Raw genomic sequence first — 21,227 nt, forward strand, 5'->3', positions numbered from 1 at the left:
ACAGAAAAGATGGCAACAAAACTAAATATATCCGATTTTCTCGACCAAGACGAGAAAAAAGATTTGCTTCGATTACTAACTGCCGGCTCGGTAGATGACGGAAAATCGACATTAATAGGTCGTTTGCTTTTTGACAGCAAGAAATTGTATGAAGACCAATTAGATGCTTTGGAACGTGACAGCAAGCGAGTCGGAAATGCAGGTGACAATATCGATTATGCTTTATTATTAGACGGACTAAAAGCTGAACGAGAACAAGGTATCACAATAGACGTAGCTTACCGATATTTTTCTACAAACAAACGGAAATTTATCATTGCCGATACTCCGGGTCATGAACAATATACCCGAAACATGATCACCGGAGGCTCGACAGCAAACCTTGCAATTATTCTCGTCGATGCACGTACCGGTGTTATTACCCAGACACGCCGACACACTTATCTTGTATCTCTTCTCGGCATTAAGCACGTAGTTTTGGCGGTTAATAAAATGGACCTTGTAGAGTATGATCAACAAGTATTCGACAAAATAGTAGCAGACTACAAGCAATTTGTAACTCCATTAGGTATTCCTGACATCAACTGTATCCCATTGTCGGCATTAAAAGGTGATAATGTCGTAGATAAATCGGACAATATGCCTTGGTATGAAGGACCTGCTTTGCTTGACTTTCTCGAAACCGTACACATCGCCAACGACCATAACTTAAAAGATTTCAGATACCCGATACAATATGTATTGCGTCCCAATTTAGACTTCAGAGGTTTTTCCGGGAAGATATCCTCCGGAATCGTGCGTAAAGGCGATAAGGTCATGGCTATCCCGTCAGGAAAAATATCCCATGTAAAAGGGATTCATGTATATGAAGGGGAATTGAATGAAGCTTTTTCTCCTCAATCGATTACTATTACATTAGAGGATGAAATAGACTTATCGAGAGGTGAAATGCTCGTACATCCCGATAATCTTCCTCGTATCAGCAGAAATTTTGAAGCAATGCTCGTATGGATGGACGAAAAACCTATGGACAGGGACTTACAATATTACATTAAACATACGACAAACACGACTCGGGTCAGAATAGACCAGATCCGTTATAAAGTAGATGTTAATACCATGGAACAATCCATGACCGAGAATCTCCAATTAAATGAAATCGGCCGTGCCGTGTTCATGACTAACAAACCTTTATTTTTTGATCCTTACAAACAAAATAAAAGTTGCGGAGCATTTATTTTGATCGACCCGATTACCAACAATACCTGTGCCGTAGGAATGATCATCGACCAGGTAGATGCATCGGACCTTGCATCAACCATTACAGAAGAAGATTGTGAACGTATGAGACAGGGAAAATCTCTCGTCTCGACAGAAGAACGCATAAAAACATTAGGACAGCAAGGAAAATTATTCGTCATTTCCGGGAAAGAGCTCTCTTCGGTCAGAGAACTTTCCGGAATATTGGAACGACGCTTATTCGACACAGGGCACATTGCTGTCGTATTCGATTCTAAGACACTGGACATTTCAGGAAAAGATATGATATCCTTAGCTTCAGCATTACAAAAACAAGGTATTATTGTAATTTGCATCGATTCACGGGACGAAATTATCGATGTCCCGGAAAAGACGGTTACGATACGATTATCCGACGAAAAGACTAACGATACAATAAGTGCCGATAGCGATCAATGTACTGTATTCCGTCAGAACATCTCCTCAGCAGTAGAGGACATCATCAACATCAAGTTATCATAATATGGGTTTATTAGAATTTTCGAAACTTCCGATCAACACTCTTGTAGGTGCAGACTGGAAAACATTTAAAGGAGTTACCGAAGGACGCATCGTTGATAAAGGGTATAAACAAAAATATTACCTGACAAAATCAGTATGCCGTTTATTAAGTCTATTACAACCGTTCGAAGACCGCAAGTATAAAAAATTACTTGCTGATAAAAAAATAGAAAATGATCCGATATTTATACTCGGTCACTGGAGAAGCGGAACAACTTTTGTCCATAACGTATTTTCTTGTGATAAGCAATTCGGATATAATACGACTTATCAAACCGTATTTCCCAACTTGATGTTATTCGGACAATCGTTCTTTAAGAAACAGACATCTTTGCTCATGCCGGATAAAAGACCGACAGATAACATGGAGTTAAAAGTCGATTTACCTCAAGAAGAAGAGTTCGCATTGTCCAATATGATACCGTATTCTTTTTACAATTTCTGGTTTTTCCCAAAATATTGGCAAGAATACAGTAAAAAATATCTGCTTTTTGAAGATATTACTCCCGAAGAACTGGAAGCGTTTAAATCTGTTTTCGAACGTTTGATTAAAGTATCGCTATGGAATACGAAAGGTAGCCGCTTTTTGTCAAAGAATCCGCCCCATACGGGAAGAATACCTCAATTGTTAGAAATGTTCCCGAATGCGAAATTTATATATTTGATGAGAAACCCATATACCGTATTCGAATCGACAAGAAGTTTTTTTACAAACACTATACAACCTTTGAAATTAGAAGAGTTCTCGAATCAGGAAATCCAAGATAATATTGTCAAGACGTACCGAGATTTATATTTCAAATATGAAAAAGATAAAAACCTCATCCCCAAAGGGAATCTCATAGAAGTCAAATTCGAAGATTTCGAAAAGAATGCCTTGGAGATGACCAAGAATATTTACGAATCACTATCTATTCCCGGTTTTGAAAATGCTCGTCCGGCAATCGAAGCTTATTTGGATACCAAAAAAGGATATAAAAAGAACCAATATAAATACGAAGAAGAAACAGTACGTATCGTAGAAAACAATTGGGACTTCGCCTTGAAAGACTGGGGATATGAATTATAAACATTCATCCTCTAAAAATATTTCATTCCCAAACAAAAAAGTCACTCTAAAATCAAATGATTTAGAGTGACTTTTATTATAAATACAAATTTGTCATTTCGCATTCGAAACAGAAGTGTATAGAACAATCCCTCGACGACTAATAATCCAGGTGTCATCTTCTTTCGTCACATTATATGTATCATCATCTTCCTGATTCCATGCATATCCTCCTTTCGGTAAAGAACGGCGGTCTAACACAGGTTGTATTTCTTCTTCAGGAAGGAATAACTCTACTTGCAATGAATCGGGAGAGAAAACCAAAAAGGCCGAAGAAGTAGCATTTTTATCAGTTTGCGAATCCATCCGTATTCCCGTCTCAAATATGCGGATACAATCTTTTCTCACTTCAGACCACATATATCCGGCGGCGGCATTACAACCATGTTCATCCATAGCCACTCCCACTTCCTCAACATAAGGTTCATATATTAAAACAGTCTTTCCATCATTCCCTTCAAGAATAAGTTTCTCATTTTCCATCGATGCGAAATGAGTACCGGACAATGCTTTCATATATATGTCTTCAAATCCGAGATCCGGACAAGCCATCATAGTCATACCTCCGGGGGTCATCATGAACCCTTTTTCTTTAGATAACTCATAACGTCCCATAAAACGATTGCAACCTGCCATACCGTAAACAGTATTCGTATCGGTAAAAAGTATCGTCAATTTTTCAGTTGGTAACTTTTGCAGTGTATCCCCATTCTTAAACTCGGATAATATCCATTCTTGAGATGCCAACTCTTGTTTATCTATAAGCTTTTTCCCTTTGCAGGCAGTCAATAATATTGCCGTCAAGGATAATACTATTATAAAACTCTTTTTCATAATATTGATACTTTTAATTATTTTCTCAGTATAAAAAACATTTATTCATTACTAAAAACTCATCTAAATTTTCAGATAAAAATATATCCAGACTCCGCATAAAATTTGATAAGATTTAAATTTCACCACAAAAAGTCAAAACCATATTCCAAAGATAAGAAAAATACAGACAATCAAATCAAAATCATACGGAATACGCCAAACGCAAATAATCCGATAATGAAGTCAAAGAATGAGTCCATTCCAACGGTGCAGAATCTTTTTTAAAAAACCAACTTTTAATTCCGGATTTCAATTTCGGTAAAGAATTCTCCCTATTCAACAACTTTTGCAGCGTATAACCAGTCTGATCGAATTCATTGCGAACTATGGCAACAGCGATAGAACTCAATCGTTTTACAACAAATAACGATAAATTCATATCTAAAAGAGCTTCCTCATATATACTGAGGTCTATTGGTTCATACTCTATCTTATACCCCATTTGTCGAGAAAGTTTATCTGCAATATCCTCAAAAGAGTATGAAATCTCATGCGTCAATGTAAATATCCTATTTTCAGGAGTATTTTCTATCAACAATTCAGAAATGACTTCTGCTACATCTTTCGAAGATACAAAACCTATACGACCATTTCCTCCCGGATAATAGATATGCCGACCTTCGATCGATGTTCCTATAAAAAAAGGGAGATATTCCATTAACATATTGATTCTAAGAATCGTATAAGGTATTCCCGACGACTTTATGAGATTTTCAATTTCCCTGTCCTCACGTACCATCCGGGAAGATATTCCAGAATGAGAAACAGAACTGACAAACATAATATGTTCGACTTTCGATCCCTGAGCACACCTTATTAAATTGGTATATGCCGACCGATAATCTTGTAAAAAATTAGAATTACAAATCAAAAGTCGGTCGATACCTTGAAAAGCCTTATCTAAAGAAGGCATATCAAATAAGGATACTTCAGATACTTCGGTATTTAAATATTTAAGAGATGGCAAACCCTGCTGTCGATCTGCCATTACTCGAACAGGTATTACAGATCTTTTTTCATCTAAAGCAACCAGTACATCATTACCTAAACAATTGACAATGTCCGTTACTAATATCATAAAAATAGTTTTTATAGTAGAACAATATCATATTGAGAAAAGTTCTTCGAATATTCTAAGAGTCTATTTAAAAGCAAACCGAAAAATGTTAACAAGAAACCTTTATTTTGTTAACACATTATTCTCATTTAACAAATCATGTTAAATAAAAAACTATTTCGATCGACATATTTGTTTTGTATAAAAACATATCTTTATATTTGATACAGATTTTCATGGAATTAAGGTTTAGGTTAATTAAGTAGTAAAAAAGATAAGGCTGTCGGGATGACAGCCTTATCTTTTTTATGGTTTTCATCTATTTATAATTCTTCATCGGACAAATGTTTCGGTAAAAACAAATTTAATAATGTATAACCGATAATACCGGCCAGCAATGATCCTAACAGAATCCCCATTTTTGCCTGATTCAATAACAATTCGCCTCCGGGCATATCTCCGTACGAAAGGTTTGCAATGAAAAGAGAAACGGTAAATCCTATTCCTCCCAAAGCAGATACTCCTGCAATTGTTTTCCATGTAGCACCATGAGGCATAGACACCCATCTCATCTTTATTGCGATAAAAGTAAAAGAGAATATTCCGAAAAATTTCCCCAACACAAGTCCCAAAAATATTGCCAGACTGACTCCATGAAAAACAGAAGAAAGGTCAAAACCATCCAATGCTATGCCGGCATTAGCAAAAGCAAATAAAGGAATAATCAAATAATTTATGAGAGGATGCAATGTGTCTTCCAAATCTTGTAACGGACTAATAACTTTATCGGAAGCTGATTCGACACATTTTAATAAATTCAACTGCTCCTTACTCAAAATATGCGTCTCTCCGCTTTCCTGATTTTCAGATGCCGGAAAACGGGAAACCGTATCTCTGATCTTATTAATAAATTTTTCGGTATGCATCACAGGATGTGCCGGTACGCAGAATGCAACCAAAACTCCAGCAATAGTCGGATGTATTCCCGAATTGAGGAACAAAAACCAAACAGCAATACCAATCAATATATAGAACATTTTACTATTAATATGCCATTTCGAGCCCATTAACAGAACCACTAACAGCCCAAAGGCATACAGCAAATAGGTAAAATAGATTTCTCCTGAATAGAATATCGCTATTGCCAAGATTCCTCCGACATCGTCCGCTACTGCCAAAGTAGCCAAAAATATTTTCAATCCGATAGGCACTCTTCTGCCCAACATACTTAAAATACCTAAAGAAAATGCTATATCGGTAGCCATCGGAATCGCACATCCTCGTAATATATCTTCTCCTTCGGCAACCATTCGGAATATCAAAATTGGCAACACAATACCCCCTACCGCAGCGATAACCGGTAATAAAGCCTGCTTCACCGATGATAATTCACCTACCAACACTTCTCTTTTTATCTCGAGTCCTACGGAGAAAAAGAAAATTGCCATAAGAGCATCGTTTATAAATTGCATCAAAGTCATCGGCTCTCCGTGGTGGCTAAACAGATTGAAACTTCCTATCTGCAATGAGACAGGAACATTCCACCACGAAAAATACATCGATGCTAAAGGAGAATTGGCTATAATCATGGCCAATACCGTTACCATAATTAATACGTACCCGCCATTCGTATAATTTTGTAATGTACGACGGATTGCAAAAATAGAATCTTTCATAACTTAAAAATCTTAACTTTTTGTAGAACAGAAATCAAGCTATCACAGTTTAATTATTATCTGTTTTTTTAAAGAAACTGTCTAAACTATACAGAAATATTAAAAAAATAATTCTACTCATATCGCAATATGACGCTTCAAATCTAAACAGTATCAGATATACAGTGCAAAAATAATATTTTTCGGCAAAAAAACGATATAAGAAAGGAACATCCTCGTAAAGAATGTTCCTTTATCAAAACCGGTATAAAGCTTATTTCAGTCTAATTTCAACACGGCAAGAAAGGCCTTTTGTGGTACTTCTACCGAACCGATCTGCTTCATTCGTTTTTTCCCTCTTTTCTGCTTTTCCAAAAGTTTCCGTTTACGACTTATATCACCCCCGTAACATTTTGCCGTAACGTCTTTACGCACGGCCTTTATGGTTTCACGAGCAATAATCTTCGCACCGATTGCAGCCTGTATAGCAATATCAAATTGCTGGCGAGGAATCAGTTCTTTCAGTTTTTCACACATACGCCGCCCAAACGAAACCGCATTGTCAAAATGCGTCAAAGTAGATAATGCATCTACCGACTCACCATTTAACAAAATATCCAGTTTAACTAATTTCGACGGTCTGAAATCATGGAGATGATAATCGAACGAAGCGTATCCTTTAGAGATACTTTTCAACTTATCATAAAAATCGATGACAATCTCACCCAAAGGCAAATCATAGATCAGCTCGACTCTGTTACCCGAAATATATTCCTGCTTGATAAGTTCTCCTCGTTTTCCCAGACAAAGCGTCATAATCGGCCCGATGTAATCGGTTGCCGTTATAACAGAGGCTCTTATATAAGGTTCTTCTATTTTTTCTATCAGAGTAGGATCGGGCAGACCGGACGGATTATGTACCTCTGTCACATTTCCTTTTTTATCATATACTTTATAGGATACATTAGGCACTGTAGTGATAACGTCCATATCAAATTCTCTGTCGAGCCGTTCCTGAATTATCTCCATGTGCAATAACCCGAGAAAACCGCAACGAAAACCGAAGCCTAATGCAACCGAAGACTCCGGCTGGAAAGTAAGTGAAGCATCATTCAATTGCAGCTTTTCTAAAGATGCTCGCAAATCTTCGAAATCTTCGCTTTCGATCGGATATACTCCTGCAAATACCATAGGTTTCACTTCCTCAAAACCATCGATTGCTTTATCGCACGGACGTGCTATATGCGTAATCGTATCCCCTACTTTCACCTCCCGAGATGTTTTTATTCCCGAAATAATGTATCCTACATCACCCGTTCCAAGTTCTTTTCGAGGAGACATGTCCAACTTAAGGACTCCTATCTCATCGGCTTCATACTCTTTACCGGTAGCAACAAACTTTACTTTATCACCCGTCCGAATCACACCATTCATAATCTTAAAATATGCGATGATTCCCCTAAACGGATTGAATACGGAATCGAATATAAGACATTGCAAAGGAGCCTCCGGATCACCCGTCGGCGCAGGAATACGTTCGATAATCGATTGAAGAATTTCTTCAACTCCGACACCGGTCTTACCACTGGCACGGATTATCTCTTCTCGCTTACAACCGATCAATTCAATGATCTGATCTTCAACTTCATCGGGCATTGCGCTGGGAAGATCTACTTTATTGACAACAGGTATTATCTCCAAATCATTTTCGATCGCCATATACAAATTGGAAATCGTCTGTGCCTGAATACCCTGAGAGGCATCCACAATCAGCAAAGCCCCTTCACAAGCAGCGATAGAACGGGATACCTCGTATGAAAAGTCAACATGTCCCGGAGTATCGATCAAGTTCAATATATACTTTTCATTGTTATATATATATTCCATCTGTATGGCATGACTCTTGATAGTAATTCCCCTCTCCCGCTCCAAATCCATGTTATCCAATACCTGATCTTGCAGGTCCTTAGCTGCTATGGTATTTGTAAACTCCAATAAACGATCGGCCAATGTACTTTTTCCGTGATCTATATGTGCAATAATACAAAAATTGCGAATATTCTTCATTTATTTTTTCTTTGCTTTTTCTCTTTGCAAATATACGCAATTTTTTGATTCTCCGACAGCAAGTCGTTCTTTAGAACATCTGAGAACGGTACTACCCTTCTCTGTCAATAAAAAATGAACATACTATCCAAATACCAATCAAATGTTTTTCTTACCTGACCAAACAAATTTTCATTTTTATTTTTATCTTTGTTAAAAGAACGAAGCCATCCCCTTATGAAGAAAGTAATATCTTTGTAATATATATTTCACACTGACGAAACAGTGTTTACTGACTTTTGTATTGCAATAAAAAATAAACAGTTATGACAAATTACAGAATTCTGGTAGTCGATGACGAAGAAGATCTTTGCGAAATACTAAAGTTTAACCTCGAAACAGAAGGTTATGAAGTAGATACCGCTAATTCTGCAGAAGAAGCGTTAAAGAAAGATCTGTCGGTATATAATCTGCTCATGCTGGATGTAATGATGGGAGAAATCAGCGGATTCAAAATGGCAAATATCATTCGTAAAGATGATAACAAAGCCAAAATTCCAATTATCTTTTTAACCGCAAAAGACACAGAAAACGATCGATTGACCGGATTCAACCTCGGAGCGGATGATTACATTTCTAAACCATTTTCAATAAGAGAAGTCATTGCTCGGGTAAAGGCTGTTCTGCGACGAACGGTAACAAATAACAACACAAGTCAGGAAACTCTCTCCTTTGATCAACTTCTTGTTAATATACCGCAAAAAAAAGTAACAATCAAAGGAGAAGAAATCACGCTGACCAAAAAAGAGTTCGAAATTCTGAAACTTCTATTAGGAAATCAAGGTCACGTTTTCTCTCGTGAAGAAATACTCTCTCGTGTCTGGAGTGACGAGGTATATGTATTAGACCGCACAATAGATGTAAATATCACCCGATTAAGGAAAAAAATAGGAGAATACGGGAAAAATATCGTGACCCGTCTGGGATATGGATATTGTTTCGAAAATGCTTGACTAAAGCTAAAATAATGAGTTACACTGAGAAAGACAAACGCAGAATACCTTTTCACATAGAGCTTTTCATATCGATAGCGTCCTTGTTTATCACATTCATTTTGGTTATTTTCTTTACCCAGTTCAATCTGGACAAAGAGACTCGAAAAGGAATGCTTAATTCGATTCTTCAAGATTACAACAATCTGATATATAGAGAATATTCCTCTTCACAGATGACTGAAGCTAAACTTGATTCTATAATAGCCGGTATTACCGACAAAAACTTACGTGTAACCATTACGACTCTGGACGGAAAAGTTATTACCGACAGCGGACATAACGATTCTATCCCTCTACCCAACCATAAAAAACGACCGGAAATAGATCAAGCAATTCATTCCGGAATCGGATATTCTTTACGAAGTTCCGAAACACGTCCGGGCAAAGATTATTTTTATTCTGCCCGGAAATATAAAGATGTAATCGTCCGATCGGCTCTTCCTTTCGATTTATCAACCGGATCTATGCTGAAAAGCGATAGTCAGTTTACTTATATATTAATCATAACTTCCGCATTAGCTATCATCATACTTTATTATTTTTGTAATAAATTGGGAAAATCGATCTCTATACTTCGAGATTTCTCAAACCGGGCAAAACAAGAAAAACCGATCGATGTAAATATGCCTTTAGCTCATAATGACATCGGAGACATAACTCACAATATCATCCGCATTTACAAAAATCTGCATCACACCAAAGAAGAACTTTCTATCGAAAAAGAGAAATTGATCAAACATTTACAAATCTCTAAAGAAGGACTCGCCGTCTTTTCTCAAGAAAAAAAGGTTATCGTAGCAAATAATCTATTTGTACAATATGCAAACTTGATTTCCGACGAGCCGTTTTCTTCTATCGATGATATTTTTGAAGTACAAGAGTTTAAGCAAATATTCGATTTCGTCGATAAAAACAGCTACCCGAATCATTCCCGTGAAGAAATTATAAGCGATTCATTTCTATTGAGTAAAAACAGCAAATCATTTCAAATAGAATGTATCTTGTTTCAAGATAATTCATTCGAAATATCGATAAACAACGTAACTCAACAAGAAGAAGAAAGTCGGCTGAAACGTCAGTTGACTCAAAATATCGCTCATGAACTCAAAACTCCGGTTAGCAGCATTCAGGGATATATGGAAACTATCATCGATAATCCGACTTTATCTGAAGAAAAACGCGAACTGTTTCTCGATAGGTGCTATGCCCAAACAAAACGGCTGACAGATCTATTGCATGACATTTCGATATTGAACCGAATCGACGAATCGAACGATCTTTTCGATTGCGAACCTATATCGATAAATAAAATTATCGAAGAGGTTATTGCCGATACTTCTACTTCTTTGGAAAACAAGAAAATGGAACTGGATATTTCACTACCTGAAAATATGACACTGAATGGGAATCACTCTCTTCTATATTCGATTTTCAGAAATCTTACGGATAATGCCATTGCTTATGCCGGTGAAGGGACTACCATTTCAATTCACTGTTATTTACAAGATGATAATTATTACTATTTTTCTTTCTCGGATAACGGAATCGGGGTCTCGGAAGAACATCTGAACCGCCTGTTCGAACGTTTTTACAGAGTAGATAAGGGACGTTCCCGCAAATTGGGAGGCACTGGTCTCGGACTGGCAATTGTAAAAAACGCGGTATTATTCCACAAAGGCGAAATTCTGGCAAAAAATCAGATCAATGGAGGTCTCGAATTTCTTTTCACACTGAAAAAATAGACCTACCGATAATAGAACCTGTCGTCTAAATTTTCGGACTAAAGAAAATATTATCAGATCATTTCTCTGTTTTCTCACGGTCTTTTTTCCGTTTTACTCGTCAGATAGCCCGCTATCATCCTCGTAAAAGCAGAAAAACATACTCGGAAGAAATTCTCAAAACTGACCCTGGAAAATTTAAACAGGCTCTTAATCTGAGCAAAATTTATAGGTTCTAACAATCTATCAAAAAATCAAAGGAACAAGGATTTATATACCTTTCACTCCTTTGATTTATCCCATATTTCCCTAATAGAGTATTCCTATATTTTTATTCCCCGACTATTATAAAAATTATATGATTTTCTAATATAGAACCCTATTTAATTTATCGAAATATTTTTTATTCTATACTTTAATCTTATTTTTGTAACATAACGAGAACATTTATGACACAGACTGAAATTTATTTGAGCAATCTACAATCTCCCATACTTGAAACATTTGAATCTATATTCAATAGTATCGAGAAATTTTATGCTACATGTTATCTGATTATTAAAAATGAACATGTTTTATCTCAGGAACGACCCGAGTTGTGGGAGGAGAAAATAAAAACTGTACAGTGGTTTAAAGATAAAATAGAGAGAAAGTTAAACGAAAACGGTTTGAGTGGAAAAGATATTGTCGCCGACATAGCCAGTGACTATTTTGAAGATTATGTACATTATAAAGAGCGCGATTTTAAAATGACTAACGAAGAGTTCATATCTTACATAAAACAAATTCAAAGTTTACCCTAAAAGACATTATCGATTAAACTTCCCGATCATTCGAAAGTCTAAACACCAAACATAACAAACCCATTTCCGATAATCCGATATAACAAAACTCCATGAACACATATTTATACAAACTTAAAACATCTGTTGTTTTATGTTTATTAATAGGATTAGTCCCTAATATATATAGCCAAAATAAAGACAAGTCAGAAACATTCTCTCAAGAAGACAAATTAACCTCATATTTCGATATAATCAGCCGCATCCCTCAAGAAAAGTTATATCTACAATTGGATAAGCCTTATTACGGTGCAGGAGAAAGCATTTGGTTCAAAGGTTATCTTGTCAATGCCATTACTCACATCGACAATACTCGCAGCAACTTTATTACGGTAGAACTGATAGACCGCAACGACTCTATCATTCAACGAAAAAAAGTAAAACGGCAAGAACATGGGTTTCAAAACAATTTCGTTTTACCTGCCGAAATGCCTGCCGGTGATTATTACATAAGAGCATACAGCAATTGGATGGTAAATGCTGATCCCGAATACATGTATCTCAGAGATATTAAAATAGGAAATGCCATAGATGTGAGTATTCTTTCCTCTATCGAATACCAGAAAACAGATGACGGATACCTTGCTAAAATCAAATTTTTCAACAATACAAACGGGGTATTCAGCAAAACAAAGATAAAATATACAATCTTTGACAAAGAACTAAAAAAACCGATAAAAGGAACTTCGGTAACAAACGAAGAAGGATACATATACATCTCTTTGCCGGAATTTAAAACTCCCGATATACAACGTCGCATCGATGTCCGATTTGACGATAAGCAATATACTTATGACAGAACGTTTTTCATTCCTGACTTTTCAAAAGATTTTCACGTCGATTTTCTACCCGAAGGTGGAGAATTATTAAATACGACAAACCAGATCGTAGCATTCAAGGCTTTAGGTAGCAATGGTTTTTCAAAAGAAATAACCGGTATTATATTGAACCAAAACGGTGATACGATTTCTGTATTCGGCAGTGAATACAGAGGAATGGGGGCAGTCAGTATTTCGCCTCAAGCCGGAGATAAATTTCACGCTATCGTCACATCGAGCGACAATGTTACGAAACGGTTTGAACTTCCCGAAGTAAAAAACGACGGGATAAAATTAGCGGCAGTTCACTATAAAGGCTACATTCGTTATCAAGTACAAAAAAGTGAAAACACAGTTTTGCCCGATACACTGTATTTATTGGCTCATACACGCGGAGAATTAAGAGTATTGACCCGTATTACTGAACAAAATAGCATAGGAAAAATAAGTGACAAAACTCTGAAAAACGGAATTACTCACCTCATGCTGTTAAACAGCAAGGGGATGCCTATCAGCGAACGGCTTGTTTTCATCAAACATCCGCCTACAGATAAATGGGAGATAATTACGGATAAAAAAGAATATGGAAAAAGAGAAAAAGTAAAACTGAACATTGCAGTAACGAATAGCATCGACGGGATGCCTTTACCGGGAGAATATTCAATCAGCATAACCGACAATAATCTCGTAAAAAACGATTCTTTGGCCGATAATATATGTTCTAATATTCTTTTAACATCCGATCTAAAAGGGAATATAGAAGCTCCCGGATTTTATTTCAAAGACAATTCCGGTAAAACCGAACGTTATTTAGATTTCGTAATGCTCACTCACGGATGGAAAAGATTCAAGATAAAAGACATAAATAAACTCCCCGATATAAATGTTCAATATCCGATAGAGCAGGGACTATACATCAGCGGTACAGTAAAAGGACTGTTCGGAAAAAAGAATAAAGCCCCGATTATTGCACTTGCGCCAACACAAAATATTCTGCAAATGACAGAGACCAACCCTGAAGGAAAATTCATGATAGATAATCTTTTATTCCCCGACAGCACTACATTTGTTATTCAAGCCAGAACCAAAAAGGGATTTGCTACGGTTGATATTACAATCGACTCGACGGCCATTCCGAAGATGGTGCATAAAATACCCTTTGTCAACGATTCCGTTCAATATATGGATAATTATTTAGCAAACGTACGGGATAAATATTATAATGAAGGCGGCATGCGTGTTATCAATTTAAAAGAAATCGTCGTAAAAGGACATAAAATAAGCCAGGAAAATGAAAATAAAAGCATTTATTCGAGCGTAATGAATTATTCTATAGATAGTGAAGATATAGAACGCACTAATGCAAATTCGGTGTATGACTTACTTGGGACGATTCCCGGAGTGCAACGAAGCGGAAATCAAATACGCATACGGGGAAATAATCGTCCCCCTGTCGTTGTTGTCGATGATGTCATGTACGATGCTCCTGTAGATGAAATGGAACAAAATGAAAACTCATTCGGGCCGATTGGGGGATCGATACTCGAATCGATTATTGTATCTGATATAGCATCCCTTGAAATCATGAAGGGAAGTAATGCTTCTATTTTCGGAAGCGCCGGAAGTGGAGGAGCAATCATTATCACTTTAAAAAAAGGTGCGGAAGTAAAAGGTGCTCCTTCTCCCGGATTAATAACAATCAGACCATTGGGATATACCCAAGACGTACAATTTTATAACCCTAAATACGAAACTCCGGAAGAGAAACAAAAATCTACTCCGGATTTAAGGAGTACAATTTACTGGAATCCTTTCGTTACGATCGGAGCAGACGGCAAACAGGAAATCGAGTTTTATACTTCGGATAATCCCGGATCATATCATATCGTTATCGAAGGTATAAGTGCCGACGGCAGAGTGTGCCGATATGTAAAAGATTTGTAATCTCGACCGTTCGATAAAAAATGCTGTATGAAGAATATTTCATACAGCATTTTTTATCGAACAGCTTTTTCTACATCCTTTCTTTGAGATAAATCTGAAGAAAATAGCAAATTGTTTTCCAACCGAACTTTTTTTCGTAAGTTTGTAATTAGAATATTATTAAAAACCATAAATATGCAACAAAGTTTTAATGCGTATATAGAAAACAGCATTCGTGAACACTGGGAATCGGTCGCTTTATCGGACTTTAAAGGTGTTTCATACCAATATAAAGATATTGCCCGTAAAATAGAAAAGCTACACATTTTGATTGAAGCCGCAGGAATACAAAAAGGTGACAAAATCGCAATCTGCGGACGAAACTCGTCGCATTGGGCAGTCGCTTTTTTCGCCACATTGGCATACGGTGCAGTAGCCGTACCTATACTTCATGAGTTCAAAGCAGATAACGTTCACCATATTGTCAATCATTCTGACGCTAAACTTTTGTTTGTTGGAGACGTAGTATGGGAAAATTTGAACGAGTCGCAAATGCCTAACCTCAATGCGATCATTTTGATCAACGATTTTTCCGTACTCATGTCTAAAAAGAAAAACCTGACAGATGCACGGGAACATCTGAACGAATATTTCGGAAAGAAATTCCCGAATCGATTTACAAAAGATGATGTAAAATATTATGAAGACCAACCTGACGAGTTGGCTCTCATAAATTATACTTCCGGTTCTACAGGTTTTTCAAAAGGTGTAATGCTCTCTTATCGCAGCATTTGGTCGAACTTGAAATTTTGTTTGGAGAATCTCGATTTTTTGCGTGAAGGTGACGGGACGGTATCGATGCTTCCGATGGCACATATGTACGGTTTGGCCGTAGAACTGATGCATCCTTTTGCAAAAGGTTGCCATATTCATTTTTTGACCCGCATTCCCTCTCCTAAAATAATTATGGATGCTTTTGCCGAAGTAAAACCAAAACTAATCGTAGCTGTACCTCTAATTATTGAAAAAATCATTAAAACCAAAGTATTCCCGTTGCTGGACAAACCTTTGATGAAACTTATGTTGATGATCCCCGTTCTTGATACTCAACTTCTTTCAAAAATTAAAATGAAGCTCGAAGAAACGTTCGGAGGGAATTTGCATGAATTAATTATCGGCGGTGCTGCACTGAATAAAGAAGTGGAACAATTTCTGAAAAAAATCAATTTTCCGTTCACGGTAGGATATGGAATGACGGAATGCGGACCATTGATTTCATACGCGCCTTGGGAACAAAGCAGAGCCACATCTTGCGGTAAAATAGTAGATCGTATGCAAGCCCGAATCGACTCACCCGATCCGGAAAATATCGTAGGAGAACTGCATGTCAAAGGAGACAATGTTATGCTCGGGTATTATAAAAATAATGAAGCTACAGAAAACGCTTTCAAAGACGGATGGTTGAATACGGGAGATCTCGCCGTTATGGATAAGGACAATTTTATCTATCTCAAAGGCCGGAGCAAGAATATGATTTTAGGACCGTCAGGACAAAATATATACCCCGAAGAGATCGAAGGAAAATTAAACAATATGCCCTTTGTCAGCGAATCTATCATTATTGAAAAAGAAGGGAAACTTATCGCTTTGGTTTATCCTGATTTCGAAAATGCCGAGAAAGAAAATATAACCCAGAAAAATATCGAAACTCAAATGGAGGAGAATCGAATCGCTCTGAACAAAGAGCTTCCGGCATACAGCCAGATAAGTCAAATCAACATCCATTACGAAGAGTTTGAAAAAACACCGAAACGCAGTATCAAAAGGTATTTATACCAATAAATATAACCGACACACATTTTTAAGTTAATTTCCAACTATGTATTATCAACCCGAAATCGAAACGATCAAACGTTCTGAATTACAGAAATTACAAGTCGAAAGGTTGAAAAGAAGCATCGACATTGCGCTTCATTCACCTTTTTATGCTAAAATTTTAGGAGAAAAAGGGATTACATCCGATTCTATATCGACCGTAGAAGACATTAGAAAACTACCGTTCACAACAAAAGCCGATTTAAGAGAATATTATCCTTTCGGATTGGTCGCCACAGACATGAAAAATGTCGTACGGCTACATTCTTCGAGTGGGACGACCGGTAATCCGACCGTTATATGTCATTCACAACATGATCTCGACCAATGGGCTAACCGAGTAGCACGCTGCATGTATATGGTAGGCATACGAAATACCGATGTATTTCAAAACACATCAGGATACGGCATGTTTACCGGCGGACTCGGATTTCAATACGGAGCAGAACGCTTAGGAGCTCTGACAGTTCCTGCTGCGGCAGGGAATAGTCTGCGGCAAGTAAAATTCATTACCGATTTCGGAACGACGGCAATTCATGCCATACCCAGCTATGCAACCCGTCTGGCAGAAGTCTTGTTCGAATGCGGTATCGATCCTCGAAAAGACACGAAATTAAAAACATTAATTATCGGTGCTGAACCCCATACTGAGGAACAGAGAAAACGCATAGAAGAATTATTAGGAGTGAAAGCATACAACAGTTTCGGAATGTCTGAAATGAGCGGTCCGGGCGTAGCTTTCGAATGTACTTGTCAAAACGGTTTGCATTTATGGGAAGACTGTTTCCTCATGGAAATCATCGACCCTGAAACTTTAGAACCCGTACCTGACGGTGAAATCGGAGAACTGGTACTTACGACTCTCGACCGGGATGCTATGCCGTTACTGAGATACAGAACCCGAGATTTGACCCGGATTATTCCCGGAGAGTGCCCTTGCGGACGAACTCACCGAAGAATAGATCGTCTGAAAGGACGAAGCGATGACATGTTTATCGTAAAAGGTGTGAATATCTTCCCGATGCAAATAGAAAAAATTCTTTTACAATTTAAAGAACTCGGAACAAATTACCTGATTACGATCGAAACAATCGGCAATAACGACGAACTTAAGATAGATGTCGAACTCGGAGAACTATTTACCGACGATTATAGCCAATTGCAACGACTTACAAAAGAAATTACCCATCGATTGAAAGACGAAATACTATTGACGCCTAAAGTAAAATTAGTCGATAGAGGAAGCCTTCCGCAGTCTGAGGGTAAAGCTGTGCGAGTAAAAGATTTACGCAAAAAATAAATAAAACAAAAAGTATGATCATACAACAACTTTCGGTTTTTCTCGAAAATAAATCGGGACGGCTTAACGAAATTCTCGACATTTTAGGTAAAGCTAACATCCGTATTATTGCCGCCACAGTAGCCGACACTTCGGAATACGGAATATTGCGATTAATAACTTCTGATACAGCCCATGCCATAAAACTGCTCAAAGAGGCTAATGTCAGCGCAAATACAAGCGATGTAATCGCTCTTACGTGTGATTCTATGGCCGGTACATTTGCCAAAGAGTTGAAATATTTTGCAAAGGAGTCGATCAGTATCGAATATATGTACTGTTTTTCAAAACAAACCAATGCATTTCTTATTATACGCACAAGTAATCAGCATGCGGCATTGGAGACAATAAAGAAATATGGATTACATAGTATTACGGAAAAGGAACTGATCGAGCTATAATCTTACCGGGAATAAAATGAAAACGAAAGACCTATTATTCGGAGGGATTGTAATACTCTGTTTCTTGCCTTTTTTCATTTCAGAATCTTTTTATAACGGATATACGGAATATAATGGATCTCATCCGTATATCATGGCATTTTTTAAATTCGCCATTCTCGCAACATTAGGCGAGGTCATCGGATTAAGAATTAAAAAGGGGGTATATAACGAACCCGGATTCGGTATTTTACCTCGAGCCATCATCTGGGGATTTTTGGGAATATGGATTGCTGTTGCAATGAAAACGTTTTCTTCCGGAGTTCCTTACTTACTCCAAAGTTTCGGAATAGAAGATGTCCCCAATGCTATGAAACAGGGTTTATCTATGGAAAAAGTACTCGGTGCGTTTTTTATCAGCGTCATGATGAATACGACATTCGGACCTGTATTTATGACCCTACATAAAATAACCGATACTCAGATATTACAATACGGAGGTAAGTTAACAGCATTGATGAGGCCTATTCCTATGGGAAAAATTCTTTCGTCTCTAAACTGGAATGTTCAATGGGGATTCGTATTTAAGAAAACGATTCCGTTTTTCTGGATTCCGGCTCATACCATAACATTTTTATTACCCGGGCAATATCAAGTTTTATTTGCAGCACTTTTAGGCGTCGCTTTAGGAATTATTCTGTCGATAGCCGCTGTTATGTCAAGAAAAAACAACAATTAATGGAAATATTAAAAAAACGAATATTAGAAGACGGGACTTGTTACGAAGGCGGCATTCTCAAAGTCGATAGTTTCATCAACCATCAAATGGATCCTATGTTAATGAAACTTATTGCTGAAGAGTTTGCTCAACGATTTGCAAACGATCGAATTAACAAAATCTTAACGATTGAGGCCAGCGGCATAGCGCCTGCAATCATGACCGGTTACACAATGCAATTACCGGTTGTTTTTGCAAAGAAAAAAGAACCTAAAACAATGCGTCACGCCTTAAGTACAACAGTACATTCTTTCACAAAAGATCGGGAATATCCGGTAAGTATAAGCGCAGAATATTTAAAACCTGAAGACCGAATATTATGTATCGATGATTTCCTCGCATACGGAAACGCAGCTTTCGGATTAATCGACTTGATCCGTCAATCAGGTGCTACATTGGCAGGAATGGGATTTATTATCGAAAAAACATTTCAACATGGAGGAGAGCAATTGAGAGAAATGGGTATTCATGTAGAATCACTCGCTCGTATAAAAAGTTTGGAGAACTGCCAGATAATTATAGAATAACAATAAAATAGGGAATAACCAGAACCAGTTATTCCCTATTTTATAAGTCTCATCCCGTTTTTTACCTTCGAGGTAATAACCAGATAATAAAAATCACTATTCTCGACTGCTTCCAAAACACGCAAACCGACTTGTTCCAACTTTCTTTTTTGGGTCTGTACGTCAGACAACATATCTTCCGATACCCGATCATCCCGCATTCGATGCATCCGGTTCAACTCTTGTCGGCTCTGAGAATGAGCAATAAGCAATACTCCATCCGGCTTTAAATTATGAGAAACCAATCGATAAACAGTTTCTTCTTTAAATTCTAAATGAGGAAACACAGAATACAGTAATATCTGATGATAACGTCCCGGAATGTCATCCGATTCTGCATCTGCAACCTGAAAAGAAAGATGAGAATCATCTCCATATTTACGTGAGGCTACCGCTATCATTCCCGAAGACATATCGATTGCCCGAATATCTCCCTCATGATTCAACTCCCGGATATAAGGAATCAAAACACCAGTTCCAGTCCCCACATCCAAGACAGAATCTCCTGATTGTATAGAAACACGACTTAATAAATAACGGAGTTTCATTTCGTCGTGACGACAGATCGTATCCCACTGTTCACTCAACTGATCAAAGAAACCGGCTTTAACCTTCATCCGTTTATTTTTTTACTTGATCACATAAAAAGTCACACCATTGATCAATACCCGTTCCAACAGTTGCTGACAGTTCAAAAAATATAAGATTCGGATTTATTTTTAATGCATTATCTCGAATATGTTCTATTTTACTGTCGACATAAGGTAAAAGATCGATTTTATTGATAATACAAATATCCGCACTGTCGAACATGTAAGGATACTTCAACGGCTTATCGTCCCCTTCGGTAACACTTATCAATACGACTCGTTTATTCTCGCCTAAATCAAAAAGAGCAGGACAGACTAAATTACCGACATTCTCAATAAACAGTAAAGAATTATCTTGCAAGTTCATTTTTTTCATCGCATGATGAATCATTGCAGCATCGAGATGACATCCGTTCTGAGTATTGATCTGTATACAAGGTATGTCTAACGCACGTATTCGATTCGCATCATTATCGGTCTGCTGATCTCCTTCAATTACAGCAACCGGTAATCTCGTTTTCAGATTAAAAAGAGTCTTCTCCAATAAAGTTGTCTTTCCCGAACCCGGAGAACTGACAATATTAAGTACAAATATCGATTTAGCCTCAAAATATCCTCTATTTCGAGCAGCTATCAAGTTATTTTCCGAAAGAATATTCCGTTCAACCAGATGTTCTCTGCTATTACGATTTTCAGAATGATGCCGCTCATGTTCATGAGCTATACCCAAAGCATGCATTTCTTCATGAGTTATCCCGTCTATAAGATGATCACAACCACAAGTCTCACACATAATAT

At 37.3% G+C, this 21,227-nt stretch carries 16 protein-coding genes and 1 pseudogene; 11 read left to right on the plus strand and 6 right to left on the minus strand.

Going from position 1 to position 21,227, the window contains the following annotated elements; genetic code table 11:
* Positions 1-9: 9 nt before the first annotated feature.
* Both cysN and Q0093_RS06360 read left to right on the plus strand, forming a co-directional pair.
* A pseudogene (gene cysN / locus Q0093_RS06355) lies at positions 10-1,596 on the plus strand (sulfate adenylyltransferase subunit CysN); the annotation flags it as partial.
* A gap of 166 nt (positions 1,597-1,762) precedes the next feature.
* Positions 1,763-2,869 carry a sulfotransferase gene (locus Q0093_RS06360; RefSeq protein WP_294176952.1) on the plus strand — a complete coding sequence of 369 codons (1,107 nt, stop codon included), beginning with the start codon at positions 1,763-1,765 and terminating at the stop codon, positions 2,867-2,869.
* 93 nt (positions 2,870-2,962) lie between these two features.
* Here Q0093_RS06360 and Q0093_RS06365 read toward each other — a convergent pair whose 3' ends face one another.
* From Q0093_RS06365 to lepA, 4 genes are all read right to left on the minus strand, one after another.
* Positions 2,963-3,742, minus strand: coding sequence for an META domain-containing protein (locus tag Q0093_RS06365; RefSeq protein WP_297929075.1), 780 nt, complete (start codon positions 3,740-3,742; stop codon positions 2,963-2,965).
* A gap of 184 nt (positions 3,743-3,926) precedes the next feature.
* Complete coding sequence (locus Q0093_RS06370; protein ID WP_297929077.1) at positions 3,927-4,862, minus strand: NAD(P)H-binding protein; 936 nt, start codon at positions 4,860-4,862, stop codon at positions 3,927-3,929.
* Positions 4,863-5,164: 302 nt separating this feature from the next.
* Positions 5,165-6,517, minus strand: a complete 1,353-nt coding sequence (gene nhaA, locus Q0093_RS06375) for a Na+/H+ antiporter NhaA (protein WP_297929079.1) — start codon at positions 6,515-6,517, stop codon at positions 5,165-5,167.
* Positions 6,518-6,775: 258 nt separating this feature from the next.
* On the minus strand, positions 6,776-8,563 hold the full coding sequence (lepA, locus tag Q0093_RS06380; RefSeq protein ID WP_297303764.1) for a translation elongation factor 4: 1,788 nt from the start codon (positions 8,561-8,563) through the stop codon (positions 6,776-6,778).
* Positions 8,564-8,868: 305 nt separating this feature from the next.
* Between lepA and Q0093_RS06385 the strand changes: the two genes are divergently transcribed.
* From Q0093_RS06385 to xpt, 9 genes are all read left to right on the plus strand, one after another.
* Positions 8,869-9,555 carry a response regulator transcription factor gene (locus Q0093_RS06385; RefSeq protein WP_294178835.1) on the plus strand — a complete coding sequence of 229 codons (687 nt, stop codon included), beginning with the start codon at positions 8,869-8,871 and terminating at the stop codon, positions 9,553-9,555.
* Positions 9,556-9,569: 14 nt separating this feature from the next.
* A complete protein-coding gene (locus tag Q0093_RS06390) occupies positions 9,570-11,339 on the plus strand; it encodes an ATP-binding protein (RefSeq protein ID WP_297929082.1) in 1,770 nt (589 codons plus the stop codon).
* Positions 11,340-11,767: 428 nt separating this feature from the next.
* Entirely contained in the window at positions 11,768-12,121 is a 354-nt protein-coding gene (locus tag Q0093_RS06395) for a hypothetical protein (RefSeq protein WP_294178839.1), read from the plus strand.
* A gap of 92 nt (positions 12,122-12,213) precedes the next feature.
* The gene (locus Q0093_RS06400; RefSeq protein ID WP_297929084.1) at positions 12,214-14,922 is read left to right on the plus strand and encodes a TonB-dependent receptor plug domain-containing protein; all 2,709 of its coding nucleotides are present in this window, start codon (positions 12,214-12,216) and stop codon (positions 14,920-14,922) included.
* Between the two features lie 174 nt (positions 14,923-15,096).
* Positions 15,097-16,743 (plus strand): AMP-binding protein, encoded by a 1,647-nt coding sequence (locus Q0093_RS06405; protein ID WP_297929086.1) that lies wholly within the window; start codon positions 15,097-15,099, stop codon positions 16,741-16,743.
* A 37-nt stretch (positions 16,744-16,780) separates the two neighbouring features.
* The gene (locus Q0093_RS06410) at positions 16,781-18,076 is read left to right on the plus strand and encodes a phenylacetate--CoA ligase family protein (RefSeq protein WP_297929087.1); all 1,296 of its coding nucleotides are present in this window, start codon (positions 16,781-16,783) and stop codon (positions 18,074-18,076) included.
* A gap of 14 nt (positions 18,077-18,090) precedes the next feature.
* Positions 18,091-18,516, plus strand: coding sequence for an amino acid-binding protein (locus Q0093_RS06415; RefSeq protein ID WP_009317256.1), 426 nt, complete (start codon positions 18,091-18,093; stop codon positions 18,514-18,516).
* Between the two features lie 16 nt (positions 18,517-18,532).
* Entirely contained in the window at positions 18,533-19,234 is a 702-nt protein-coding gene (locus tag Q0093_RS06420) for an Mpv17/PMP22 family protein (protein WP_294178851.1), read from the plus strand.
* On the plus strand, positions 19,234-19,800 hold the full coding sequence (gene xpt, locus Q0093_RS06425; RefSeq protein ID WP_294178853.1) for a xanthine phosphoribosyltransferase: 567 nt from the start codon (positions 19,234-19,236) through the stop codon (positions 19,798-19,800). The genes Q0093_RS06420 and xpt overlap by 1 nt, the downstream gene beginning before the upstream one ends.
* A 35-nt stretch (positions 19,801-19,835) precedes the next feature.
* On the opposite strand, the gene Q0093_RS06430 is transcribed toward xpt, so the two are convergent.
* Together Q0093_RS06430 and hypB are read right to left on the minus strand one after the other, a co-directional pair.
* A complete protein-coding gene (locus Q0093_RS06430; RefSeq protein WP_297929090.1) occupies positions 19,836-20,456 on the minus strand; it encodes a class I SAM-dependent methyltransferase in 621 nt (206 codons plus the stop codon).
* 4 nt (positions 20,457-20,460) lie between these two features.
* Complete coding sequence (hypB, locus tag Q0093_RS06435; protein WP_297929092.1) at positions 20,461-21,222, minus strand: hydrogenase nickel incorporation protein HypB; 762 nt, start codon at positions 21,220-21,222, stop codon at positions 20,461-20,463.
* Positions 21,223-21,227 lie beyond the last annotated feature (5 nt).

Source organism: uncultured Coprobacter sp., from assembly GCF_947855755.1.
Classification (GTDB): domain Bacteria; phylum Bacteroidota; class Bacteroidia; order Bacteroidales; family Coprobacteraceae; genus Coprobacter.